Here is a 21909-nt window from a genome sequence, read left to right as displayed (position 1 = left end):
CTCACACCGCCCCGCCGTCCAGGGGCGGCAGCGCGCGGACGGTGATCTCGGTGGTGGTGTCGCCCGGGGCGAGCCGGGTGCCGACGCCGGCCCGTTCGGCCAGGTCGATCAGAATGGGTGCCGCGTTGCGCAGCACGGTCTCGGCCTGGTGGGCGAAGTCGCCGGCGGTGGCGTCGGTGACCTCCCAGCGGTCCAGCCGGGCGAGTTGGTCGGCGAGGGTCTCCGCCGCCCGGCCGAGGCTGAAGGTGTCGAGTTCGTAACTGGCGGCGAACCGTTCGGTGATCCGGTCGGCGGCCTCGCGGGAGGCGGCGGAGACCGGCAGGGTCTGCCCGGCCCAGCGCGCGCTCTTGGCGGCGATCCGGTTCCACGGTTCGACCAGCCGGGCCCCGGTGACGGCGGGCACCGCCGACCAGCTGAAGTTGGTGCGCTGGTTCTCCGGGCTGGTGGCGGCCAGATGGTAGCGGCCGAGGTCGCGCGGCAGCCGGTCGGCGAGTTCCCGGCCCCAGACCAGGTGGCCCCGGCTGGTGGAGAACTTGCTGTGCTCCAGTTCGTAGAACTCGTTGGTGACGAACCGGGCCGGCAGGGCGTAGCGGTCGTGCAGGGCGAGCAGCATGGACGCCCCGGCGATGGCGAACGGGAAGGTGTTGTCGAAGCCGCAGAAGTAGACGGCCTGGGTTCCGGACTCGGGCCACCACAGCTCGTCGTCGGCGGAGACGACCTCGCCGCGCGCCTCGGCGGACAGGACGGTGGTGTAGATGGACCAGGCCATCGTCTCGGCGTTGGGGTTGACGCTCTGGCCGGGGGTCTCGGCGAACGGGGCGGGGATGCCCCAGGAGATGGGGTAGGTGATCGGGTAGTCGGGCAGGGGGCGGGCGAGCATCTCCTCGACGGCCTGGGCCATGTGCGGGCGCTGGGCGGCGCCGCTCTCCGCGAAGTACGCGCGCAGTCTCTCCCGGTACTCCTCCAGCGGCAGGACCAGGACCGGGACCTCGCGCAGTTCGAGGGCCTCCTCGGGGTGCTCGGTGGAACGCGGGTCGACCAGGTCGCCGGCGGCCAGCGGGTGGCCGCAGCTCTCGCAGAGCCCGGCGCAGCCCTCGGCCAGGCAGTTGGGGCAGCCGCCCTTGACGAAGCCGTCCACCAGGTACTGCCCGGTGCTCGGGGAGTACGGGAAGAGGGTGGGCTTGAGGACCAGCTTGCCCTCGTCCTGGAGGCGGCTGACGAAGGTGAGCACCGCCTTGGTGAAGCGCTCCTCGTCCCGGGTGAAGGCGTCCACCGCGATGCCCATGGCGTCGAGCGTGGACTCGATGCGGGCCATGGAGTCGGCGACCAGCTCCGCCGGGGTGGTGCCCAGCCGGCGGGCGGTGGTGACGACGAAGGTGGAGGTGTCCTGGGCGCCGGTGCCGAAGACGGTGTCCCGGCCGGTGGCGCGCTGGTAGCGGGTGAAGACGTCGGCGGCCAGGAACGGCCCGGCCAGATGGCCGAGGTGCAGGTCGCCGTTGGCGGTCGGGGCGGGAGAGATCACCGCCGTACGGGTACTCATGGTGTGGCCTCCTTCTGGTGGCGGGTCAGGAAGCCCTCCGACATGCCGGAGTCCCACCAGATCCCGTAGTACTCGAAGTCCTCGGTGGAGGGGTTGACCACCTTGTGGGTGCAGCCGGGCGGCAGATGGACGATGTCGCCGGCCACGAACTCGTACTCCGCGTCGTCCACCACCAGGGCGGCGCTGCCGCGCATCGCGATGAAGATCTCGTACTCGTGGTGGCTGTGCGGGGTGGACTCGCCTCCGGCGCGGACCAGGCACCAGGCGCCCTCGAAGGGGGCGTTGAGCACGTCCCAGGGCTGCAGGCGCTCGCCCTCGATGCCGTAGGCGGGGGTCAGGTTGGCTCGGTCGAGCCGGCGGATCTGCATCAGCGGCCTCCGGCGGAGACGGCGACGCCCAGGGCCTCGGAGGAGGCGTCGGCGGCGCGGCGGTCCAGGATGTCGGTGGTGATCTCGTGGGAGCGCTGGGCGAGCACGCTGAGCAGCGAGTCGGAGATGCCGTGGGTGGCCTCGTTGAAGCCCTGGAGGTAGAGGCCGGCCGGGACGTCCGCGCCGAGTTCGACCCGGTAGTCGCGGTTGACCGCGATCTCGGCCAGTCCGACCTGCTCGGCCAGGGCGCGGACCATGGCGGGCATCCGCTGGTCGTAGCCGGTGCCGAGGAGCACCAGGTCGCAGCGGTGCTGCTCGACAGCGCCGGTGCGGCGGTCGCGCAGTTCGAGGACGACCTCGCCGTCCTCCTCCTTGGCGGAGACCACCTCGGTCATGGACCGGACGGCGGAGCGCTGGACGCCGGAGAGCTTCTGCTCGTAGAGCATCGTGTAGGTCTCGTCCAGGAACGGGGCGGCCAGACCGGCGTAGTTGGTCTGCCGCATCTCGTCCAGGATCTGCCGGCGGGCAGTCGGGGAGCTGGCGTGGAACTCGCTGATGAAGGAGGGGAAGAAGAGCTCGTTGACGAACTTGCTGGTCTGGTAGTTCATCAGGCCGATGGAGCGGTGGATCAGCGTCGGCTGGCTGAGCGGCAGGTCCTTGTGGACCGAGACGAACATCTCGGCCGCGCTCTGGGCGGCGCCGATGACCACCACCCGCACCGGGCGGTCGATGGGGTACTGGGCGATACGGGTGGAGTACTGGGTGCTGTGGATGACCCGGTCCGCCGGCAGCCCGGCGAACTCCGCGGGGACGCGGGCGTCCCGGCCGGTGCCGACCACCAGGTCGCGGGCGTCGATGGTGTCGCCGTCGGTGAGGGTGACCCGCCAGCCGGTCACGGTGCCGTCGTCGGCCCGGCGCGGGTGGACCTCGCGGACCTTGGCGTTGTAGCGGACCGCCACGTGCTCCAGGGAGTTGGCCACCCACTGGAGGTACTCGGATATCTCGCGGCGGAAGGGGTTGAAGGTGCCGAGGTTGACGAACTCGTCGAGCCGTCCCTTGGCGTGCAGGAAGGAGAGGAAGGAGAACCGGCTCTGCGGGTTGCGCAGGGTCACCAGGTCCTTGATGAAGGAGACCTGGCTGCGGGCGAACGGCAGCAGCAGGTTGCGCTGCCACTGCACGTCCGAGTGCTGTTCCAGGATCAGGGTGTCGGCCGCGAGCCCGGTGGAACCGGACTCCTCCAGCGCTACCGCCAGGGCCAGGTTGGACGGGCCGGCTCCGATCGCCAGCACCTCGACCTCGTGGTTCGTCATGCTCTGCCACCTCGCTACTCGTCCTGCCGCCCGTTCGAGCGATCAGGCCGACGGCCCGTTCTGCTCCGGATCCGTTCGGTAGGACGAGTACAGCGAGAGCGGTTGTTGATCGGCAGGCTTGTCCGGACCGGACAATCAAGGCGGGTTGGTGGACGGGTTGTTCGGGTGGGCCGCCGGGGTCAGGTCAACTGGGGTTCGGCGGCCTTGGGCCGGATGCGCGGGAAGGGCACGGAGCGGCGGGGCAGCAGGTTGTGGGCCGGATCGCGGTCGGCGACGAAGGCCCGCGCCAGCGGGTCGAGCCGGTATCCGCCCAGCCGCTCGGTCGGCCGGAGCATGCCTGCCTCGGTCAACTCGTCGATCAACTGGTCGGCTCCGGCGAGGATTGATTCGTCCGCCCGGAGCTCCTGGTGCACCGGGTCCGGCAGGTCCGCCAGCAGGTCCAGCAGCTCCGAGGCCGGCTCGCTGAGTCCGAGATGGGCGGAGTTGAGCACTTCGCGCAGCGAGAGGTCGCCGACGCTCAGCCAGTCCAGCAGCGCCTCGGGGCGCTCCAGCCGGCCCACCGCCCAGCGCAGCGAGGTCTCCGGGTGGGCGAGCAGCCGGCGGGTGGCGATGTCCAGGGCCAGCGGCAGGTCGCCGCAGAGCGCGGCCAGCCGGTCGGCGCTCGCCGGATCGGCCTGGGCCCGCTCGGGCAGGCCCCGGGCGATCAGCGCCACGGAGTCGGCGCGGGTCAGCGCCTCCAGCCGGACCCGGTGCACATCGCGCAGCCCGAGCAGCGAGGAGCGGCCCACCACGATGGTGGTGCTGGTCGCGGAGTCGGCCAGCAGCGGGCGTATCTGCCGCTCGCAGTGCACGTTCTCCAGCAGCACCAGGACCCGGCGCTGCGCCAGCAGCGAGCGGTAGAGCCCGGCGCGCTGGTCCACCCCGTCCGGGACCCGCTCGGCGGGCACCCCGAGGGCGGCGAGGAACTGCCCGATCAGCGCCCCGGTGTCGTAGCCGCCCTGGGGCACCGGGCCGACGTCCGCGTAGAGCTGGCCGTCCACCATGGCCGGGGCCAGGGTGTGCGCGTGGCACAGGGCCAGCTCGCTCTTGCCGATCCCGGCCGGTCCGCTGATGAGCACCGGTCCGGGCGGCAGCGCGGCCAGCCGGCGCAGCTCCTCGGCACGGCCGACCAGCGCCCGCGGCTGCGGCGGCAGCTGGCGGGGGCTGGGCAGCGCGCAGCCGGGTGCCTGCGCCGGGCGGGGTGCGGCGGGCGCGGCAGGTGCGGCGGGTGCGGCGGGTGCGGCGGGTGTCGGTGCTACGGACCGGGGCCCGGGTGCCGAGGGCGGCGGCGGTGTCACCGGTGCGCCGTCGGCGGCCGCCGCCAGCCAGCGCCGGCGCCACTCCTCGCGGTCGCCCCCGCAGGCCGCCGCGTACGCCAGCGCGACCTGGAGGGTGGGCATCCGGTGCCCGTTGGCCGCACTGGACAGCACCGAGGCCGAGTACATGGCGGTTCTGGCCATGTCCCGGTACGTCGGACTGCCGGCGTCGGCCCGTAGGCGGCGCAGTCCGCTCGCGAACTCCGCGACCGCTCCGCCCGAGGCGTCCACTGGCTTCTCCGGCCTCCCCATTTCCATCCCCTCATCTCTCTTCTGCGTATGCCTATGGATGACGCGTCCTGTGAAATCACGGAGGGCGGGGCCGGTCCGCTACCGCCGGCCGTGCCCCGCCCCGGATGTGCCATGCCGTCAGGCTGCGGGATCCTCCCGCGCGCCTCAGCGGCTGAAGCTGCCGTTCACCGCGCCGAAGTCCAGCGCGCCGGCCAGCTCCTCGTAGGTGCCCTTCTCGACCAGCTCGGCGGCGGCCCGCCGGGCGACCGTGAAGGCGGCCTGGGCGACCGCGGTGCCCAGGCTGACCCGGCGCACCCCGGCCGCCTCGAACTCGGCCACCGCCGGGGCGCCGGGACCGGCCATCACGTTGACCGGCAGCGACTGGCCCTTGACCAGCTCGGCGATGGTGTCCAGGTCGAGCAGGCCCGGCACGAACAGGCTGTCCGCCCCGGCCTCGGCGTAGACGGCCGCGCGGGCCAGCACCTCGTCCTTGCGGCCCTCGGGGGCGCCGATCTGGAAGAGGAAGACATCGGTGCGGAGGTTGACCACCAGCTCCGGCAGCCCGGCCTCCTCGGCCGCCCGGCGGGCGGCGCGGATGCGGTCCGCCTGCTCCTCGGCGGTGAACAGTTCGCCGGTGGGCTTGGAGTCCTCCAGGTTGACGCCGACCGCGCCGGCCCCGATCACGGCGGTGACGGTGGCCGCCACGTCCTCCGGGGCGGGTCCGTAGCCGCCCTCGATGTCGGCGGTCACCGGCACGTCCACGGACTGGGCGATCCGGCCGACCAGGGCCACCATCTCGTCCCGGGTCAGCGCCTGCTGGTCGGGCCGGCCCGCCGACCAGGCCACGCCGCCGCTGGTGGTGGCGACGGCCTTGGCGCCGCCCTGGACGGTGAGCACCGCGCTGCCCGCGTCCCAGGCGTTCGGCAGCAGCAGGATGCCGTCCTGGTGCAGCTCGCGGAGGACGGTGGCCTTGGCCTGCTGGCTGTTCGTCATAACGGGACCTTTCGTGAATGGGGGTGTACTCGGCATCCTGCCGAATTCCGGAAAGAGGTTGAATGGGGAAGCAGGGACTCCGTCACGTCACGGACGGTCACTCCCGTGGCCTCGCGCCTCCTGGCACCGTGCCATGCCGGACGCGCGCCCGCTGGCCGGTCCCCGACATCGAGGTGGCGCTGGCCGGTCCCGGACATCGAGGTGGCGCCTCCCGTGGAACTCGGGGAGGCGCCACTTCCAGGCCGTACGGGGACGGTGCGGGCGGATGGACGGGGAAACGGGGCACGCGGGCGGCGGTCAGGCCCGTGCGGGCTCCTTGATCAGGGTGTCCTCGACGGTCTCGGGGCGCCGCCGGGTCCACAGGGACAGCGCCGCGGCGCCCATGCAGAGCGCGCCGGCCGCGTACCAGGCGGGGGCGTAGGTGCCGAAGCCGTCGCGGGTGACACCGGCCATGGTGGCGGCGAAGGCGGCACCGAGCTGGTGGGCGGCGAAGACCCAGCCGAACACGATCGGGGCGGACATGCCGAAGTGCTCCCGGCACAGGGCCACGGTCGGCGGCACGGTGGCGATGAAGTCCAGGCCGAAGAAGATGACGAAGATCAGCATGAAGCCGGTGACCTTGTCGTCGAACAGCTGCGGCAGGACCAGCAGCGACAGGCCGCGCAGACCGTAGTAGACGGCCAGCAGCTTGCGCGGGTCGTAGCGGTCGCTGAGCCAGCCGGAGACGACGGTGCCGACGAGGTCGAAGACGCCGATCAGGGCGAGCAGTCCGGCGGCGGTGACCGAGGGCATGCCGTGGTCGTGGGCGGCGGGGATGAAGTGGGTGTTGATCAGGCCGTTGCTGGTGGCGCCGCAGATGGCGAAGGCGGCGGCCAGGACCCAGAACGCCTTGCTGTGGCTGGCGCTCTTCAGGGCGTCCACGGCGAGCCTGCCGGCGTTGCGGGTGGGCTCCGGGGCGGGCACCACCTCGTCCGCGCCGTACGGCGGGATGCCGACGTCGGCGGGGTGCTCGCGGAAGAACAGCAGCACGAACGGGACCGTGGCGAAGGCCACCAGGGAGGTGACGATCGCGGCCGTCCGCCAGCCGCCGTCGGACTCGGAGAGCTTGGCCACCACCGGCAGGAAGATCAGCGACCCGGTCGCGCCGCCCGCCGTGAGCAGACCGGTGACCAGGCCCTGGCGCTTGACGAACCAGCGGGTGCCGATCGTGGCGACGAAGCCCAGCGAGATGGAGCCGGCGCCCAGGCCGACCAGCACGCCCCAGAGCATCACCAGCTGCCAGGAGGCGGTCATGAAGATGGCCAGACCGCTGCCGAGGGCGATCAGCGTCATGGCGACCGCGGTCACCTTGCGCACGCCGTAGCGCTCCATCAGCGCGGAGGCGAACGGGGCGGTGACGCCGTAGAGGGCCAGGTTGACGGACATGGCGAATCCGATGGTCCCGGTGGACCATCCGAACTCGTTCTGCAGCGGCTCCACCAGAGCACCGGGGGTCGCCCGGAAGCCAGCCGCCGCGACCAGCGCGACAAATCCGATGGCCGCGATCATCCACGGCCAGAGTTGCTTCTGACGAATCATTGTCCCAGCGTGGTCGAGCGGTCACCGTCGCGGAAAGCGGAACGGGGACACCTTGTCAGGTTCACGTGGCCGGGTCGGGAGGGGGTAACGCCGGAAGCCCGGCGCGGAGTTCCGCGCCGGGCTCGGGTTTGGTGTGCCGGATCAGCTCTGCCCGAGGGGGAAGCTCCGGGTCGAGGTCGCCATGTCGATATCGGAGGAACGCACGGTGAGCAGCGCCTTCCACTCCCCCGCCAGTGCCAGCGGCACGGTTCCGGTCCACCGTCCGGCGCCGTCCGAGCGGAGCGCCACCTGGAGCGGCCCGAGGTCCCGGGCGGGCAGCGAGAAGGCCAGCCGGGCCTCCGGCACCTCGGCCGGCTTCCCGGCGGGGTCGCGCAGAATCACCCGCACGGCGTAGCCGCCGGCCTTCGCCGGGACCAGCTCCACGGTGGCGGTGCCCCGGGCGCTCGGGGTGGTGCCGCCGGTGTCGTACGGGATCCGAACGGTGGTGGTACGGGCCGGAGCGCGGTTCGCGGCGGTCGCGGCCGGGCCCGGGGCGGTGGCCGTCGCCGCGTTCGCGTTCCGTCCGGGCGAGGTGGCGGTGAGCAGTGTGGTGACGACGAGGACGGCGACGGCCACGGCGGCCTCGGCCAGCACGGAGCGCCGCAGGGCGGCTCGGGCGGGCGGGGCCTGCGGGGGCTCTACGGGATCGGGTGCGGGTGCTCCGGCCGTGACCGCCGCGTGGACCGGCGTGCCGGCGGTGGTGCGCAGCCGGGCCAGCCGGGAGCGGGAGACCCAGGCGGCGGCGACCATCAGGGCCACCAACCCCACCTTGACCAGCAGCAGTCGCCCGTAGCCGGTGGAGAACAGGGCGTCCCAGGAGCCCACCTCGCGCCAGGACCGGTACAGCCCGGTCAGCACCAGGACGGTCACCGAGACGAAGGCCAGCCGGGAGAAGCGCTCCACCGCGGTGGCGGGGAGATCGTCGCGGAGCCCGGACAGCAGGGTGGCCAGTCCGCCCAGCCAGGCGGCCATCGCCAGCAGGTGCAGCGCGGTCACCGGTACGGCCAGCCAGACCTGGGCGCCCTCGGAGGAGTGGTTGGTGACGGCCCAGGTCGCCGACAGCCCGACGGCCAGCGCCAGTCCGGCCAGCCGGAGCCGGGTCCGCGACCGGGCCTGAGAGCGCTCGGGTTGCTCGGGGTCGGGCTGCCCGGACTGCCCCACCAGCAGCACCAGGAACACCCCGCTCACCACGAGGAGCAGCAGCCTGGCCGCCAGTACCAGATAGATCCGCTCGTCCAGGTCCACATGGGCCGGCGCCGTCGCGGGGTCGGCCGGGGGCGCGATGCCGCCGCCCTGCTCGTACGCGCCGCGCAGCATCATCAGCACCACGGTGGAGCCGAGCAGGGCGACCCAGCCGGCCACCAGCAGTCGCTGCACCGACCGGGCGGCCGCGCCCGCGGGCCAGCAGAGCAGCACGAACGCCACCGCCCCGGCCAGCAGCGCGAAGGCCGCGTAGGCGGCCAGGCGGGCCGCGCCGTACAGGAAGCCGATCAGGCCGTCGGTGTCGGTGCTGCCCTGGAGCGACTCGGCGGACACCGCGCTGGCCGAGGGCGCGCCGACGGAGAAGGTGAAGGCCCCGCCGATGGGGTGGGAGTCGGCGGAGACCACCCGCCAGGCCACCGTGTAGGTGCCGTCGGCCAGGCCGCCGCGCAGGGCGATCCGCGCGGTCTCGGCCTTGCCGCCGGCGTGGTCCGGGGTGCCGGTGTCCACCCGCCCGCCCGCCGGGTCGAAGACCCGTAGCGCCTCGGCGGGCAGGGTCACCCCCTCGCCGAAGGTGAGCGTGACGGCGGACGGCTGCCGCGCCACCACCGACCCCTGCGCGGGGTCGGTGGAGTCGAGCGCCCCGTGCGCGGACGCGGTGCCGGCCGTGCCGAGCACCGCCAGCACGGCCGCCAGCAGCGCGACCAGCGCCCCGGCGGCTCGGCGCGTCCACGCGGATCCCGTGGTCATACCTGGCTGCTCCTCTTCGGTACGCGGTGCCGTTGTGCCCTGGGGGCTAAGGCCACAGGGCGGCCGGCGGGTTGTCCAGGGCCAGCGCGGTGCAGCGGATGCCGCCGCCGCCCTTGGCCAGTTCGGTGGTGTCCAGTTCGACCACCTCCAGGCCGCGTTCGCGCAGCTCGGCGGCGAGGCGCGGCGCGCCCTGGGTCATGGTGACGGTGGCGCCGTCGCTGACGAGGTTCAGGGCGAACCGCGCCGCCTCCTCGGGGGCCACCCGGATCAGCTCCAGACCGAGTCCGCGCAGGGTGCGCAGGCTGGGGGCGTCCAGGGCCTCGGGGCAGTACGCCAGGGTGTCCGGGGAGATGACCCCGACGGCCAGGTCCAGGTCGTACCAGCGCTCGCCCGCGGTGCGCAGCGGCACCACCTCGTAGCCCAGTTCGTCGGCGAGCAGCGGGAGCATCCGCCCGTCGGTGCGCTGCCCGTAGGCCGCCAGCAGCAGGTCGCCGCAGGCCAGTGCGTCGCCCTGGCCGCTGAAGGCGTAGGGCGCCTCCACGATCTCGTAGCGGTGGTCCTCCAGCCAGGCCCGGAAGTAGGGGATCTCGGTCTTCCGCTCGCGGGGCGGGTTGCCCAGGACGGCCACCTCGCCGCGGATCACGGCGGCGTTGGCGGTGAACACCATGTCCGGGCACTCGGGTGCGGAGGGCACGTACTGGATCTTGCGGCCGGCCGCGAGGTGTGCGGCCACGATCGCCTGGTGCTCGGCGAGCGCCGCCTCGGTGTCGGGCTGGACGGTGGGGTCCATGTACGGGTTGATCTGGTAGTCGACCCGGAAGTGGCTCGCGTCGGAGACAAGCAGTTCGCTGTTCACGGGATGCCCTCTCTTCGGTGGTCTGCGCTGGGGGGTGCTGCCGCAGGGCGCTGCGTCGGTGTTCGCCTCGGTACGAGTTCAGCCGAGCGCCGGATTGATCGCGAGCCTTGAACGGCAGGAGCAATCAAGTCCGTTGACCGGGACATGGTGTCCGCTTTCCGCAGGCCGCGCCGCCGGTGTGTCGGAAACCGGGTGGATTTCGCCCGGACCTGACGGAGTCCCCCCGGCACTTTCCGACAAGCGGCGTCGGCGGGTGGCCGGTCACGGAGGATTCATCGGGCCGGTCCCGTTCGGGCCGAGCGGCCCCCGAACGGCCGCGACCCGCCCCGGACGTCCGGTGAGAGGACCGGGGCTGTCGGCCCGTGCCGACCGGCCGGGATCCGGTTCTCGAACGGCCCGACATCCCGCGGACGACGACGTCCCGGCCACCCGGCGAGACCGACCGCCGGGTGCCGGCCGCCCGGCGCCGCGAGAGCGCTCTCGGCGAGGGCCGTCCTTCTGTACGGCGCGGCGGCGATGGCGGCGGTGCGGTGTTCGGACCCGCCCTCACCGAGACGGTGTATCCCTGACGACCACGGAGGTTCCTGGTGACCAGCGACGCGATCGCGACCCGACCGGCCCCGGCCGGATCCGCCCTCTTGGAGAACCCGGGCGAGCTGTGGAGGGCCCTTCCCGCGGCACAGCAGCCGGAGTGGGAGGATCTCGACCTGCTGGCCGAGGTCACCTTCGACCTCGCCGACCGGCCCGGACTGGTCACCGCCGGCGAGGTGGCCGGACTGCGCGGCCTGCTGGCCGAGGTGGTGGCCGGCCGGTTCCATGTCGTCCAGGCGGGCGACTGCGCCGAGGACCCGGCCGAGTGCGCGCCGGGGCACATCACCCGCAAGGTGGCGCTGCTGGACGCGCTGGCCGGGGCGATGTCCATGAACACCCTGCTGCCCACCCTGCGGGTCGGCCGGATGGCGGGCCAGTTCGCCAAGCCGCGCTCCCGCCCCACCGAGCTGGTGGACGGGCGTGAACTCCCGGTCTACCGGGGCCATATGGTCAACAGTCCGGAGCCGGACGCCCGTTCGCGGCGCCCCGATCCCCGGCGGCTGCTGTCGGGTTACGAGGCGGCGAGCCGGGCCATGGAGGTGCTGCGGCGCCGGACGGCCGAGCAGCCGCCGGCCTTCGCCACCCCGGTGTGGACCAGCCACGAGGCGCTGCTGCTGGACTACGAGGCGCCGCTGATCCGTCATGACGAGGAGACCGGCCGGCGCTATCTGGCCTCGACCCACTGGCCCTGGATCGGCTTCCGCACCAATCAACTGGACGGCGCCCATGTGGCGTTGCTCGCCTCGGTGGCCAACCCGGTGGCCTCCAAGGTGGGTCCGGGCATGGCGACAGCCGATCTGCTGGCCCTGTGCGAGCGGCTCGACCCGGACCGCGAGCCGGGCCGGCTGACCCTGATCGCCAGAATGGGCGCGGCGGCGGTCACCGAGCAGCTGCCGGCCATGGCCGCGGCGGTGCACGCCGCCGGGCACCCGGTGGTCTGGCTGTCGGACCCGATGCACGGCAACACGGTGACCGCGCCCGGTGGTTACAAGACCCGGCTGGTGGAGACCGTGGTCCGCGAGGTGCGGGACTTCCAGGCGGTGATCGGCGAGGCCGGGGCGGTGGTCGGCGGGCTGCATCTGGAGTCCACCCCGGACGACGTCCGCGAGTGCGTGGCCGACCAGCGGTCCATCGACACCCTCGGCGACCGCTACACCAGCCTCTGCGACCCGCGGCTCAACCCGGACCAGGCCTGGGAGGTCGCCGCCGCCTGGGAGGGCCGCGCTCCCGCGCGCTGACCCTCCCCCTCCCCCGTCCCGTTCCGCTTCCACCCCTCTGCGAGGTCGTCATGTACGCCGATGAGATGGCCGACAAGGTCGCCCTGGTCACCGGGGCGGCGGGTGGCATAGGCGAGGCCGTGGTCCGGACGCTCGCCGCCTCCGGTGCGGTGGTGGCGATGGTCGACCGGAACGCGGACCGGCTGGAGGAGGTCGCCGAGCGGGTACGGGAGTCCGGCGGGCGGGCGGAGGCGTTCCCGGCCGATGTGACCGACAGCGCCGCCGTCGAGGCGGTGGTGGAGCGGACAGAGCGGCGACTCGGCCCGGTGGCCTATCTGGTCAACGGTGCCGGGGTGCTGCGCCTGGGGCAGGCGCGGGCCCTGAGCGACGAGGACTGGGCGGCCACCTTCGCGGTGAACACCACCGGCGTCTTCCTCGTCTCGCGCGCCGTGGTCAACCGGATGGTGGAGCGCCGCCGGGGTGCCGTGGTGACGGTGGCGTCCAACGCGGCCGGCACCGCGCGGGTGGACATGGCCGCGTACTCGGCCTCCAAGGCCGCCGCGACCATGTTCACCAAGTGCCTGGGCCTGGAGGTCTCCCGCTTCGGCATCCGCTGCAACGTGGTGGCCCCCGGCTCCACCGACACCCCGATGCTGACCGCCCTGTGGGACGACGGCGCCGAGCAGGCGTCCATCGACGGGATGCCGTCCGCCTTCCGGGTCGGCATCCCGCTGGGCCGGATCGCCCGGCCGCAGCACATCGCGGACGCGGTGGTGTTCCTGCTCTCCGAGCGGGCCGCCCACATCACCATGCACGGCCTCACCGTCGACGGCGGTGCGACCCTCGGCCGCTAGCGGCCTTGGCCACAGCCACTTCGCCGGCCCCGGGGCGTACCCACGTCCCCGGGGCCGGCCCGTACCCCACTTCGCCGGGACCGCCCCGGCCCGGAGAGGACACGACTCGTATGGGGATCCCGGCCATCGCGGCCTACCCGATGCCGACCGAGGACGAGCTGCCGGAGAACACCGCCCGGTGGACGCCGGACCCGGGGCGGGCGATGCTGCTGATCCACGATATGCAGAACTACTTCCTGCGCCCCTTCGCGGCCGGGCGCTCCCCGGTGACCGAGCTGGTCCGCAACGTCACCCGGCTGCGGGAGCGCTGTGCGGCGCTCGGCATCCCGGTCGCGTACACCCTGCAGCCCGGCGGGATGACACAGGAGCAGCGCGGGCTGCTGAAGGACTTCTGGGGCCCGGGGATGACCGTCGAGCCGGAGCACCGCGAGGTGGCCGACCCGGTGCGGCCCGCGCCGGGCGACCTGCTGCTGACCAAGTGGCGCTACAGCGCCTTCCACCGCACCCCGCTCCTGTCCGAGCTGCGGGAGCGCGGGCGCGACCAGCTGATCGTGTGCGGGGTGTACGCCCATGTCGGGGTCCTGATGACCGCCGCGGACGCCTTCGCCTCCGACGTCCAGCCGTTCCTGGTGGCCGACGCCGTCGCCGACTTCACCCCCGAGTACCACCGCTCGGCCCTGCGCTACGCGGCCGAGCGCTGCGCGATGACGGTGACGACCGACACCGTCCTCGCCCAACTCCCCTGATCCCTCCCGGTGCCCTCGGCACGGCCGGCGGGCGCGGTCCGACCGTTCCTACGCCAAGGAGTGCCATGACGCACCCAGTGACCACCGGTCCGCACCGCGCGGACACCGACGGCAGCACCCTCCTGGAGGGGGTCCTGGCCGGACACCACGCGGACTTCGCGCTGCTGCACCGGCCGCGGACCGGTCCGGACGGCCGGATCGAGGTGCTGGTCGGCGACACCGCCGAGGTCGCCGCGCTGGCCGACGTCCCGCTGCCGGACGACCCGGGGAGCATTGGCCCCGAGACGCTGGTGGTGGTCCCCTACCGGCAGCTCGCCGAGCGCGGGTTCGCCGCGGTGGACGACGGGGCCCCGGTGATCACCCTGCGGGTCCACGCCCAGGAGTCGGTGCCGGTCGGCGAGGCGCTCGCCCGGCTGCCGGACCGCGGACTCGACCTGGCCGGCGGGGAGTTCGACCTGGACGACACCGCGTACGCCGACATCGTCCGCCGGGTGGTCGCCGAGGAGATCGGCACCGGCGAGGGCGCGAACTTCGTCATCCGGCGCACCTTCCACGCCGAGGTCCGGGGCCACTCCCCGCTCTCCGCGCTGGCCGTCTTCCGCCGGCTGCTGGAGCGGGAGAAGGGCGCCTACTGGACCTTCCTGGTGCACACCGGCGGCCGGACCTTCGTCGGCGCCACCCCGGAGCGGCATCTGAGCCTGTCGGGCGGGCTCGCGGTGATGAACCCGATCAGCGGGACCTACCGCTACCCGGCCGAGGGCCCCACCCTGGACGGGGTGCTCACCTTCCTGGCGGACGCCAAGGAGGCCGACGAGCTGTCGATGGTGGTGGACGAGGAGCTGAAGATGGTGGCCCGGGTCAGCGACTCCGGGGTGCGGGTGCGCGGCCCGAGGCTGGTCGAGATGGCGGGCCTGGCGCACACCGAGTACGTCGTCGAGGGCCGGACCGGCGCCGATGTCCGCGAGGTCCTGCGGGAGACCCTGTTCGCGCCGACGGTGACCGGCAGCCCGGTGGAGAGCGCGGCCCGGGTGATCCGCCGCTACGAGCCGCACGGCCGCGGCTACTACAGCGGGGTGCTGGCGCTCATCGGGCGCGACGGCCGGGGCGAGCGCACCCTGGACTCCTCGATCCTGATCCGCACCGCCGTCATCGACGCCGAGGGCCGGATGAGCGTCGGGGTGGGCGCCACCCTGGTCCGGGACTCCGATCCGGTGGCGGAGGCGGCCGAGACCCGCGCCAAGGCGGCCGTCCTGCTGTCCGCGCTCGGGCACACTCCCCCGCCGAACCGGCCGGCCCCCGGCCCCCGTCCGGCACCGTCCTTCTCCGGGCACCCCGAGGTGCTTGCCGCGCTGCGCCAGCGCAACAGCACCCTCTCCTCCTTCTGGCTGGCCGAGGGCGCCCCCCGTGCGGTGCCGGGCCTCGCCGGGCGGACCGTGCTGGTGGTGGACGCCGAGGACAGCTTCACCGCGATGTGGGCGCACCAGCTGCGCGCCCTGGGCACCGAGGTGACGGTGCGCCGGTACGACGAGGAGTACGCGACCGGGGCGTACGACCTGGTGGTGCTCGGGCCCGGACCCGGCGACCCCCGGCAGGCGGACCACCACCCCAAGACCGCCCGGCTGCGCGCGGTCACCCGCCGACTGCTGGACGCGGGGCGGCCGTTCCTCTCGGTGTGCCTGAGCCACCAGGTGCTGAGCGGTCTGCTCGGGCTGGAGCTGGTCCGCCGCAACCACCCCGACCAGGGGGTGCAGAAGAAGATCGACCTCTTCGGCCGTACCGAGCTGGTCGGCTTCTACAACACCTTCGCGGCGCGGGCGGACGCGGACCTGGTCACCGCCCCGGGCCTGGCCGGCCCCGTCGAGGTGTGCCGGGACCAGCGGACCGGGCAGGTGCACGCGCTGCGCGGACCGGGCTTCCGCTCGGTGCAGTTCCACCCGGAGTCGGTGCTCAGCCAGAACGGTGTGGAGGTCATCGCCGGGCTGCTCGCCGGGCTGCTGGCGGAGGCCGGCCGGTGAAGCGCGGTGGGCCGCGGCCTCGTGATCCGTCACGGGGCCGCGGCCCTTTTCCGCTTCCCGGGTCCCGTACAGCCGAAAGCCCCACCGCCGAGGGCCGTTCGGGGCCTTCGGCGGCGGGGCGGCCGGTATGGGGGGGGTCAGTCCTCCAGCGTCACATCGAACAGGTCCAGCTGGAGCAGCGGGGTGACGGTGACGTTGCCGGTGCGGGTGGACCAGCCGGACTCGACCTTCTGGTACCAGAGCGGGATCGCGGGCATGTCCTGGATGATCTGCTTCTCGGCCTGGCGGTAGAGCTCCCAGCCCTCCTGCTCGGTGGGGGCCGCGTCCGCCCTGGCGAGCAGGGCGTCCACCTCGGGGCTGGAGTAGCCGGAGCCGTTGACCGCGGCGCCGGTGCGGAAGATCGGGTTGAGGAAGTTCTCGATCGACGGGTAGTCGGCGACCCAGCCGGAGCGGAAGGCGGTGGTCATCTTCTGCTCGTTGATCAGCTTGCGGAACTCGCCGAAGGTGGGGACCGGAGCGTAGCGGGCCTCGACGCCCAGGGCGGCGGTGATGGTGGCGCAGGCCGCGTCGATCCACACCTGGTTGGCGGAGTCGTCGTTGGAGCAGAGCTCGATGGGCCCCTCGAAGCCGGACGCCTCGAACAGCGCCTTGGCCTTCTCCGGCTGGTAGGTGCAGAGCTCGCCGCTGGCGTCGCCGCCGTAGCCGGGCACGATCGGCGGGACCAGTCCGTCCGGCAGCATCTTGTCGCCGTCGAAGGCCTTGTCGATGACGTACTGCCGGTCGATGGCCATGGAGAGGGCCTGGCGCAGGCGCGGGTCGCCGTACCGCTCGTCGTAGAGGGGGAAGGAGATGGACTGCACGCCCATGTAGGGCTTGGAGACGCAGCGGCCGGCCAGCTCGGTCTTGTACCGGCCGCCGTCGAGGGCGTCCGCCGGGACGAAGTCGAGGTAGTCGAGCTTGTTGGCCACCACGTCCGCGTAGGCGTCCTCCAGCATCCGGTAGAACCGGAACTCCACGCCCTCCACCTTGGGCTTGCGGGCCCCGGCGTAGGCGTCGTAGCGCCCCAGGACGATGTTCTCGCCGGGGGTGTGGGAGGCGAAGGCGAACGGCCCGTTGCCGACCGGGTGGGCCTCGAAGGCGGCGCGGTCGGTGAAGAAGGCGCGCGGCAGGGGGAAGAAGGCGGCGTAGCCGAGCTGGGTGACGAAGGCCGAGAACGGCGCCGAGAGCGTCACCTCGAAGGTGAGGTCGTCGATCACCTTGAGGCCGGAGAGGGTGTCGGCCGCTCCGCTCTGGGTGGCCTCGTAGCCGTCGATGTGGGAGAGGTACTCGGCGCCCTGGAGCCGGTTGGGGCCGTAGGCGGTGTAGTTCCAGGCGTCGGTGAAGGCGGCGGCGGTCAGCGGGGTGCCGTCGTGGAAGGTCCAGCCGGGGTTCAGGGTGATCCGGTAGACCCGGGAGTCGGGCGACTCTATGGACTTCGCGGCGGCCATCCGGGGCTCGGCCGTCTGCGGGTCGTACTCGACCAGCCCGGTGAACAGCGCGTTGACGATCTTCACGCTGTCGCGTTCGGTGGAGTCGCCCGGAACCAGCGGGTTCTCCGGTTCGGTGCCGTTCCAGCTGATGGTCTTCATGGGTGTGCGTCCCCTCGGGATCATGGTGTCAAAAGGGCGTCTGCTCGGTGGCGGGCGGAGGTACGGCCGCCGTTGGGGGGCTGGTCGAAGGCCGCGCCGGGTACGCCGACCCGGGCGCCGTGCAGCCAGGCGACCCGGTCGTACAGGTCTTCGGTGGAGAGCGCGGACAGCAGGGCGTCGCGCCGGTGGGCCGCCTCCCCTGCCGGGTGGTAGAGCCGCTGGCCCATGGCGCGGGCGGCCGACTGGGTGGCGGCGGTGCGCTCGCGCCGCTCGTCGGCGAACCAGCCGAAGCGCTGCCCGTACGCCGTCTCCCCGGCGCCGACCAGCAGCCGGCCGAGGACCACCGCGTCCTCCAGGGCCTGGCAGGCGCCCTGGGCGGCGTACTGGAGCATGGGGTGGGCGGCGTCCCCGACCAGGACGACCCGCCGGTCGGTCCAGCGCGCCACCGGGTCGCGGTCGCAGAGCACCCAGGAGCGCCAGTCGGCGCCGAGGCCGAGCAGTCTGCGGGGTGTCTCGCCCACCCCCGGGAACTCGCCCGGCACCCGCCGCGCCTCCACCGGGACGCCGGCCACCGCCTCCGTCGCCCCGTCGTCGCGGGTGGCGGCCAGGTTGAGGAACCGGCCGCCGCCGATGGGGTAGTGGACGATGTGCCAGCGGGGGCCGGCCCAGAGGGTCACCGTGTTCCAGCGCAGGTCGCGGGGGACCCGCTCCATCGGGACGACGGAGCGGTAGATGGTGTGGCCGGACACTTGAGGCGGTCCGTCGCCGACCAGTTGCCGGCGCACCGCGGAGTACAGTCCGTCGGCGCCGACCAGCGCGGCGCCGCGCACCCGTTCGCCGGAGGCCAGATGGACGGTGACCCCCGTCTCGTCCTGGGTGTAGCGCCGCACCCGGGCGCCGGTGCGCAGTTCGACGGCGGGCGAGGCCTGGCAGGCCGCCAGCAGCGGGGCGTAGAGGTCGATCCGCTGGACCACCGCGTAGGGGCCGCCGAAGCGGCGGCGGTAGGCGGCGTCGAGCGGCAGCCCGGCCACCCGCTGCCCCGTGGTCCCGTCCATGAAGCGCAACTCGTCGATGTGGACGGCTCGTTCGCGTACGGGGCCGCCCACGCCGAGCAGGTCGAGCGCGTGGAAGGCGTTGGGCGCCAGCTGGATGCCCGCGCCGAGCTCGGTGAGCTCACCGCGGCTCTCCAGCACCAGCGCCCGGTGCCCGTGGCGGGCGAGGCTCACCGCGGTCGCCAGCCCGCCGATGCCGCCGCCCGCGATCAGTATCCTCGCCATTCCGGTCACCCCCGGTTCGCTGGTGGATGGTCGCTTCGCCGGCGGGCGGGCTCAGGCGGCCCGCAGACCGGCCTTGAGCGCGGTGGCTATCCCGGTCAGCCGGCGGGCCTGGAACTCGATGGCGCCCAGCTTCTCGCCGCTCGGCGGGGTGGCGTCAGCGGCGGTGTGGCTGGTGCCGTACGGGTTGCCGTTGCCCTCGGCGAACTGGATCGGGTCCGCGTAGCCGGGCGGGACGATGATCGCGCCCCAGTGGTAGAAGGTGTTGTTGAGGGCGAGCAGGGTGCTCTCCTGGCCGCCGTGGGCGGTGGCGGACGAGGTGAAGGAGGAGACCACCTTGTTCACCAGCTTGCCCTGCTCCCAGAGGTCGCCGGTGGCGTCGATGAACTGCTTGAGCTGGGCGGCCGGCAGTCCGTAGCGGGTCGGGGTGCCGAACAGGATGGCGTCGGCCCACTCCAGGTCCTCGACGGCCGCCGTGGTGACATCACCGGTGGCCGCGGTGTGCTCGGCCCACTCCGGGTTGGCGGCGATGGCGTCCGCGGAGGCGGTCTCGGCGACCCTGCGCAGACGCACCTCGGCGCCGGCCTTCTCGGCCGCCGCGGCGGCCGCCTGGGCGAGCGTGTGCACATGTCCGGTGGACGAGTAGTAGACGACGGCGACGTTGGTCACGATCACGACTCCCATTCGGGGGGCGGGGGCTGGCTTACGGGCGTGGGGGCGAAAGGCGCCGGGCGGCCTTCGGTGGACGGCCTTCGAGGGGCGCCTTCGGTGAGACGGCCTCGCGGTGGTCGACTCTTCCGCGAGGGCCGGTGCGGGGACAAAGGACCGGCTGGGACTTCATCACCTTGCGGGATACCGCGGGGGTGGAGAACCGCAGGTGGGGGGCGCTCGGACGGGAAATTCGGCCCGTGCCGGGATCGGCCGGGGCTCTATGTCAACTCGGCGGCCGGTCCGCGCGAAGGGGGTTCTACGCTGTTGTGACGACTGCTCCGATATCCGGCATCCCCTGAGCATGCGGATATCCGGCACACCACTCGCCGAGGCGAAAGGAGCCCCGATGCGAACTGGGAGGACGAGAGCGGGCCGCAGGGCGCCCGGGGGCGGCGGAGGCAACCGGGTGGCGGCTCTCGGATCGCCGGCCGGCCGCTGTCTGGCCCCCGTGCTGCACCGGGCCGCCTACGCGGCCATGGGCCTGGACGACTGGAGCCATGAGGCGGTCGCGTGCGACGAGGCGACGCTGCCCGGGCTGCTCGGCTCGTTCGGCACCTACTGGGCCGGGGCCACGCTGGCCGTGCCGCTGCCCCGGGCCGTGCTGCCCCTGCTGGACGAGGTGTCGGAGCTGGCGATGGACGTGGGCGGGGCGGACACGGTGGTCGTCCGCCACGGCCGCAGCGTCGGCGAGCACACCGGCGCGCACGGCATCATGAGCGCCATCCACCAGGCCGGGCTGACGGCGCCGGGGTCCGCCGTGGTGCTGGGCGGCGGGGCCGCCGCCTGCTCGGCGCTGGCCGCGCTGCGGGAGGTCGGGGTACGGGAGCCGGTGGTCGTGGTCCGTGAGCGCGACCACGCCCTGGAGGTGGAGGCGGCGGCCGGCCGGCTGGGTGTCTCGGTGGAGCTGCGCCATGTGGACGAGCTGGGCCGGCTGCTCCGGGGCGTCCCGGTGGTGGTCTCCACCCTGCCCGCGGGCGCCGCCGACGCGCTGGCGCCGACCGTCGCCCGGTCCGGGGCCGCCGTGCTGGACGCGGTGTGCTCGGCCTGGCCCACCCGGCTCGCCAAGGCGGCGGGCTTCGCCGGCAGCACCGTGGTCGACGGGCTGACCATGCGGCTGCACCGGACGGTGCGCCAGATCGAGCTGCTGACCGGCTGGGCCGGCGTCGGCGAGCTGCCGTTCGCGGCGATGCGCGCGGCGGCCCTGGACGAACTGGCCCGTCGGGAGGCCCGGTCGGCCGAGCCCGCCGGTTCAGGCGGAAAGCTCATGTGAGGTGCCGTAGCGCTGCTGGCGGGCCGAGGAGAGCGCCAGGATCGAGTGGGCCACCGAGCAGAGGGTCACATGGCGGTGCCAGCCCGCGTAGGAGCGCCCCTCGAAGTCCCGCATCCCCACCCGGGTGCTGACCTCGGTGAAGTCCTTGCCCACCCGGCGGGTCAGCCGCCCCAGTCGCAGCAGCGCGGCCGGCGGCACCTCCAGCAGGTTGGACAGCCAGAGCTCGCCCGGCCTCCCCTTCTGCATCGGCCAGCCGCCGACCAGGGTGAGCGGCTGCGGGGGCACCTGCCGCGTCCCCGGTCTGCGGACGGCCGGCAGGGTCACCCGGGCCCCGCTGACCAGCAGTGACCGGGTGATGGCGTACTCCGGGTCCACCCAGCCGACCGGCTTGGACAGCTTCTTGCCGCGCTCGGCCAGCTGCTGCGCCTGGAACAGCGCCTCCCCCGAGCCGGGCCGGCCGGGGTCGAAGCCGACCACCCGGGTCGCCCCGTCGACGCGCATGACGAAGGGCACGTTCCTTCGGGTCAACTGCTCCACCAGGGCGGCCGAGTCCAGGGTACGGGCGTCCAGCACCACCGGTCGTCGGCGCAACCCCCAGTCGGGCTGGGCGAGTTCGGCCACCGTGTGGACGATTCCCGCCTCCGTGCTCATGGCCGGTACGTCGTCCGGGATACGGGCCCGCCGCCGCCGCGCCTCGTCCTCCAGCCACTCGGGCGGCAGGGTGAGGCCCCAGTTGACGGGCGCGCTCAGCTGCTCGTTGGCCAGCGAGACCCCGTAGGCCTGCTGGCTGTTGACCACCCGGCCGAGGTCGAAGCGGAAGGACTCCGCGACCCCGACGGAGTGCGCGCCGGCCTTGGGGATGGCCATGGACTCGACCACCCAGGCCTGCGGCAGCAGCACCCGGTCCAGATGGCGGGCGAGCGCCTGCCGAACGGGCGCCCAGGCCCAGGAGGAGTCGCTGATGAAGTGGTGCAGGCTCTGCTCGGCGGCGCCGTGGTCGGCCACCGCCGCCAGGGCCCGCATGGACTTGCGCCCGGGCACGGACAGCAGTCCGGAGACGTACCACTCCCCCCTGGTCCGCTGGTCGCGCCGCTTCAGTGAGGCCAGCATCCGGCGGCAGAACTCGGTGACGAAGTCGTCCGCGACATCGCCCCAGGTCTGCGCGAGGGCTTCGCTCTCCACGCCTTCCATGTCTCCCCCTCCTCCTTCTCGGTCCGCCCGCGCCGGCGACGCCCGCAGGCGGCGGCAGGGCCGAGGACCGCACCCGGTGCGACGACCGGGCACGTCGACTGGTACGACCATACCGTACCGGACGGTTGGTTTATCTGACTCCGTCACATCGCTGTTTTCCGACATCGAGGTGACCTGACACAGGGATACCAT

Annotated in this window: 17 protein-coding genes; 5 read left to right on the top strand and 12 right to left on the bottom strand. The window is 73.4% G+C overall.

Annotation, left to right across the window (positions count from 1 at the left end; translation table 11 throughout):
• Nucleotide 1: 1 nt before the first annotated feature.
• From M1O15_RS00900 to M1O15_RS00865, 8 genes are all read right to left on the bottom strand, one after another.
• Nucleotides 2-1540: a class I tRNA ligase family protein gene (locus M1O15_RS00900; protein ID WP_248631186.1), complete on the bottom strand. Its 1539-nt coding sequence runs from the start codon at nucleotides 1538-1540 to the stop codon at nucleotides 2-4.
• The gene (locus M1O15_RS00895; RefSeq protein WP_248631185.1) at nucleotides 1537-1908 is read right to left on the bottom strand and encodes a cupin domain-containing protein; all 372 of its coding nucleotides are present in this window, start codon (nucleotides 1906-1908) and stop codon (nucleotides 1537-1539) included. Before M1O15_RS00895 ends, M1O15_RS00900 begins: the two co-directional genes overlap by 4 nt.
• Nucleotides 1908-3218, bottom strand: a complete 1311-nt coding sequence (locus tag M1O15_RS00890; RefSeq protein ID WP_248631184.1) for a lysine N(6)-hydroxylase/L-ornithine N(5)-oxygenase family protein — start codon at nucleotides 3216-3218, stop codon at nucleotides 1908-1910. The genes M1O15_RS00895 and M1O15_RS00890 overlap by 1 nt, the downstream gene beginning before the upstream one ends.
• Before the next feature lie 179 nt (nucleotides 3219-3397).
• The gene (locus M1O15_RS00885; RefSeq protein WP_248631183.1) at nucleotides 3398-4717 is read right to left on the bottom strand and encodes a tetratricopeptide repeat-containing protein; all 1320 of its coding nucleotides are present in this window, start codon (nucleotides 4715-4717) and stop codon (nucleotides 3398-3400) included.
• Between the two features lie 252 nt (nucleotides 4718-4969).
• Complete coding sequence (locus tag M1O15_RS00880; protein WP_248631182.1) at nucleotides 4970-5797, bottom strand: isocitrate lyase/PEP mutase family protein; 828 nt, start codon at nucleotides 5795-5797, stop codon at nucleotides 4970-4972.
• Between the two features lie 297 nt (nucleotides 5798-6094).
• Nucleotides 6095-7375: an MFS transporter gene (locus tag M1O15_RS00875; protein WP_248631181.1), complete on the bottom strand. Its 1281-nt coding sequence runs from the start codon at nucleotides 7373-7375 to the stop codon at nucleotides 6095-6097.
• Between the two features lie 141 nt (nucleotides 7376-7516).
• A complete protein-coding gene (locus tag M1O15_RS00870; protein WP_248631180.1) occupies nucleotides 7517-9364 on the bottom strand; it encodes a copper resistance CopC/CopD family protein in 1848 nt (615 codons plus the stop codon).
• Between the two features lie 46 nt (nucleotides 9365-9410).
• Entirely contained in the window at nucleotides 9411-10220 is an 810-nt protein-coding gene (locus tag M1O15_RS00865; protein ID WP_248631179.1) for a dimethylarginine dimethylaminohydrolase family protein, read from the bottom strand.
• A gap of 587 nt (nucleotides 10221-10807) precedes the next feature.
• On the opposite strand from M1O15_RS00865, the gene M1O15_RS00860 reads away from it, so the two are divergent.
• From M1O15_RS00860 to M1O15_RS00845, 4 genes are all read left to right on the top strand, one after another.
• Complete coding sequence (locus tag M1O15_RS00860) at nucleotides 10808-12049, top strand: 3-deoxy-7-phosphoheptulonate synthase (protein ID WP_248631178.1); 1242 nt, start codon at nucleotides 10808-10810, stop codon at nucleotides 12047-12049.
• A 65-nt stretch (nucleotides 12050-12114) separates the two neighbouring features.
• Complete coding sequence (locus tag M1O15_RS00855; protein WP_248631333.1) at nucleotides 12115-12882, top strand: 2,3-dihydro-2,3-dihydroxybenzoate dehydrogenase; 768 nt, start codon at nucleotides 12115-12117, stop codon at nucleotides 12880-12882.
• Nucleotides 12883-12992: 110 nt separating this feature from the next.
• Nucleotides 12993-13628 (top strand): isochorismatase family protein, encoded by a 636-nt coding sequence (locus M1O15_RS00850; RefSeq protein WP_248631177.1) that lies wholly within the window; start codon nucleotides 12993-12995, stop codon nucleotides 13626-13628.
• 65 nt (nucleotides 13629-13693) lie between these two features.
• The gene (locus tag M1O15_RS00845) at nucleotides 13694-15643 is read left to right on the top strand and encodes an anthranilate synthase family protein (protein ID WP_248631176.1); all 1950 of its coding nucleotides are present in this window, start codon (nucleotides 13694-13696) and stop codon (nucleotides 15641-15643) included.
• Between the two features lie 137 nt (nucleotides 15644-15780).
• Here M1O15_RS00845 and M1O15_RS00840 read toward each other — a convergent pair whose 3' ends face one another.
• From M1O15_RS00840 to wrbA, 3 genes are read right to left on the bottom strand one after another with little or no spacing between them, the layout of a single operon-like run.
• Nucleotides 15781-17271, bottom strand: coding sequence for a peptide ABC transporter substrate-binding protein (locus M1O15_RS00840; RefSeq protein WP_248631175.1), 1491 nt, complete (start codon nucleotides 17269-17271; stop codon nucleotides 15781-15783).
• A gap of 20 nt (nucleotides 17272-17291) precedes the next feature.
• Nucleotides 17292-18548: an FAD-dependent monooxygenase gene (locus M1O15_RS00835; protein ID WP_248631174.1), complete on the bottom strand. Its 1257-nt coding sequence runs from the start codon at nucleotides 18546-18548 to the stop codon at nucleotides 17292-17294.
• Between the two features lie 51 nt (nucleotides 18549-18599).
• A complete protein-coding gene (gene wrbA / locus M1O15_RS00830) occupies nucleotides 18600-19214 on the bottom strand; it encodes an NAD(P)H:quinone oxidoreductase (protein ID WP_248631173.1) in 615 nt (204 codons plus the stop codon).
• A 448-nt stretch (nucleotides 19215-19662) separates the two neighbouring features.
• Between wrbA and M1O15_RS00825 the strand changes: the two genes are divergently transcribed.
• The gene (locus tag M1O15_RS00825) at nucleotides 19663-20526 is read left to right on the top strand and encodes a shikimate dehydrogenase family protein (RefSeq protein WP_248631172.1); all 864 of its coding nucleotides are present in this window, start codon (nucleotides 19663-19665) and stop codon (nucleotides 20524-20526) included.
• Here M1O15_RS00825 and M1O15_RS00820 read toward each other — a convergent pair.
• The gene (locus M1O15_RS00820) at nucleotides 20506-21717 is read right to left on the bottom strand and encodes an IS701 family transposase (RefSeq protein ID WP_248631171.1); all 1212 of its coding nucleotides are present in this window, start codon (nucleotides 21715-21717) and stop codon (nucleotides 20506-20508) included. The genes M1O15_RS00825 and M1O15_RS00820 overlap by 21 nt on opposite strands.
• Nucleotides 21718-21909 lie beyond the last annotated feature (192 nt).

It is taken from the genome of Streptomyces lichenis (assembly GCF_023218175.1).
GTDB classification, from domain to species: Bacteria; Actinomycetota; Actinomycetes; order Streptomycetales; family Streptomycetaceae; genus Streptomyces; species Streptomyces lichenis.
This window is presented reverse-complemented; position numbering and strand designations above follow the sequence as displayed.

What these genes read in the sequence shown, in the direction of transcription:
- M1O15_RS00880 (WP_248631182.1), bottom strand. Translation starts at nt 5,797, where the DNA reads ATGACGAACAGCCAGCAGGCCAAGGCCACCGTCCTCCGCGAGCTGCAC.
- M1O15_RS00870 (WP_248631180.1), bottom strand. Translation starts at nt 9,364, where the DNA reads ATGACCACGGGATCCGCGTGGACGCGCCGAGCCGCCGGGGCGCTGGTC.
- M1O15_RS00895 (WP_248631185.1), bottom strand. Translation starts at nt 1,908, where the DNA reads ATGCAGATCCGCCGGCTCGACCGAGCCAACCTGACCCCCGCCTACGGC.
- M1O15_RS00840 (WP_248631175.1), bottom strand. Translation starts at nt 17,271, where the DNA reads ATGAAGACCATCAGCTGGAACGGCACCGAACCGGAGAACCCGCTGGTT.
- M1O15_RS00850 (WP_248631177.1), top strand. Translation starts at nt 12,993, where the DNA reads ATGGGGATCCCGGCCATCGCGGCCTACCCGATGCCGACCGAGGACGAG.
- M1O15_RS00845 (WP_248631176.1), top strand. Translation starts at nt 13,694, where the DNA reads ATGACGCACCCAGTGACCACCGGTCCGCACCGCGCGGACACCGACGGC.
- M1O15_RS00885 (WP_248631183.1), bottom strand. Translation starts at nt 4,717, where the DNA reads ATGGCCAGAACCGCCATGTACTCGGCCTCGGTGCTGTCCAGTGCGGCC.
- M1O15_RS00890 (WP_248631184.1), bottom strand. Translation starts at nt 3,218, where the DNA reads ATGACGAACCACGAGGTCGAGGTGCTGGCGATCGGAGCCGGCCCGTCC.
- M1O15_RS00855 (WP_248631333.1), top strand. Translation starts at nt 12,115, where the DNA reads ATGGCCGACAAGGTCGCCCTGGTCACCGGGGCGGCGGGTGGCATAGGC.
- M1O15_RS00875 (WP_248631181.1), bottom strand. Translation starts at nt 7,375, where the DNA reads ATGATTCGTCAGAAGCAACTCTGGCCGTGGATGATCGCGGCCATCGGA.
- M1O15_RS00900 (WP_248631186.1), bottom strand. Translation starts at nt 1,540, where the DNA reads ATGAGTACCCGTACGGCGGTGATCTCTCCCGCCCCGACCGCCAACGGC.
- M1O15_RS00835 (WP_248631174.1), bottom strand. Translation starts at nt 18,548, where the DNA reads ATGGCGAGGATACTGATCGCGGGCGGCGGCATCGGCGGGCTGGCGACC.
- M1O15_RS00820 (WP_248631171.1), bottom strand. Translation starts at nt 21,717, where the DNA reads ATGGAAGGCGTGGAGAGCGAAGCCCTCGCGCAGACCTGGGGCGATGTC.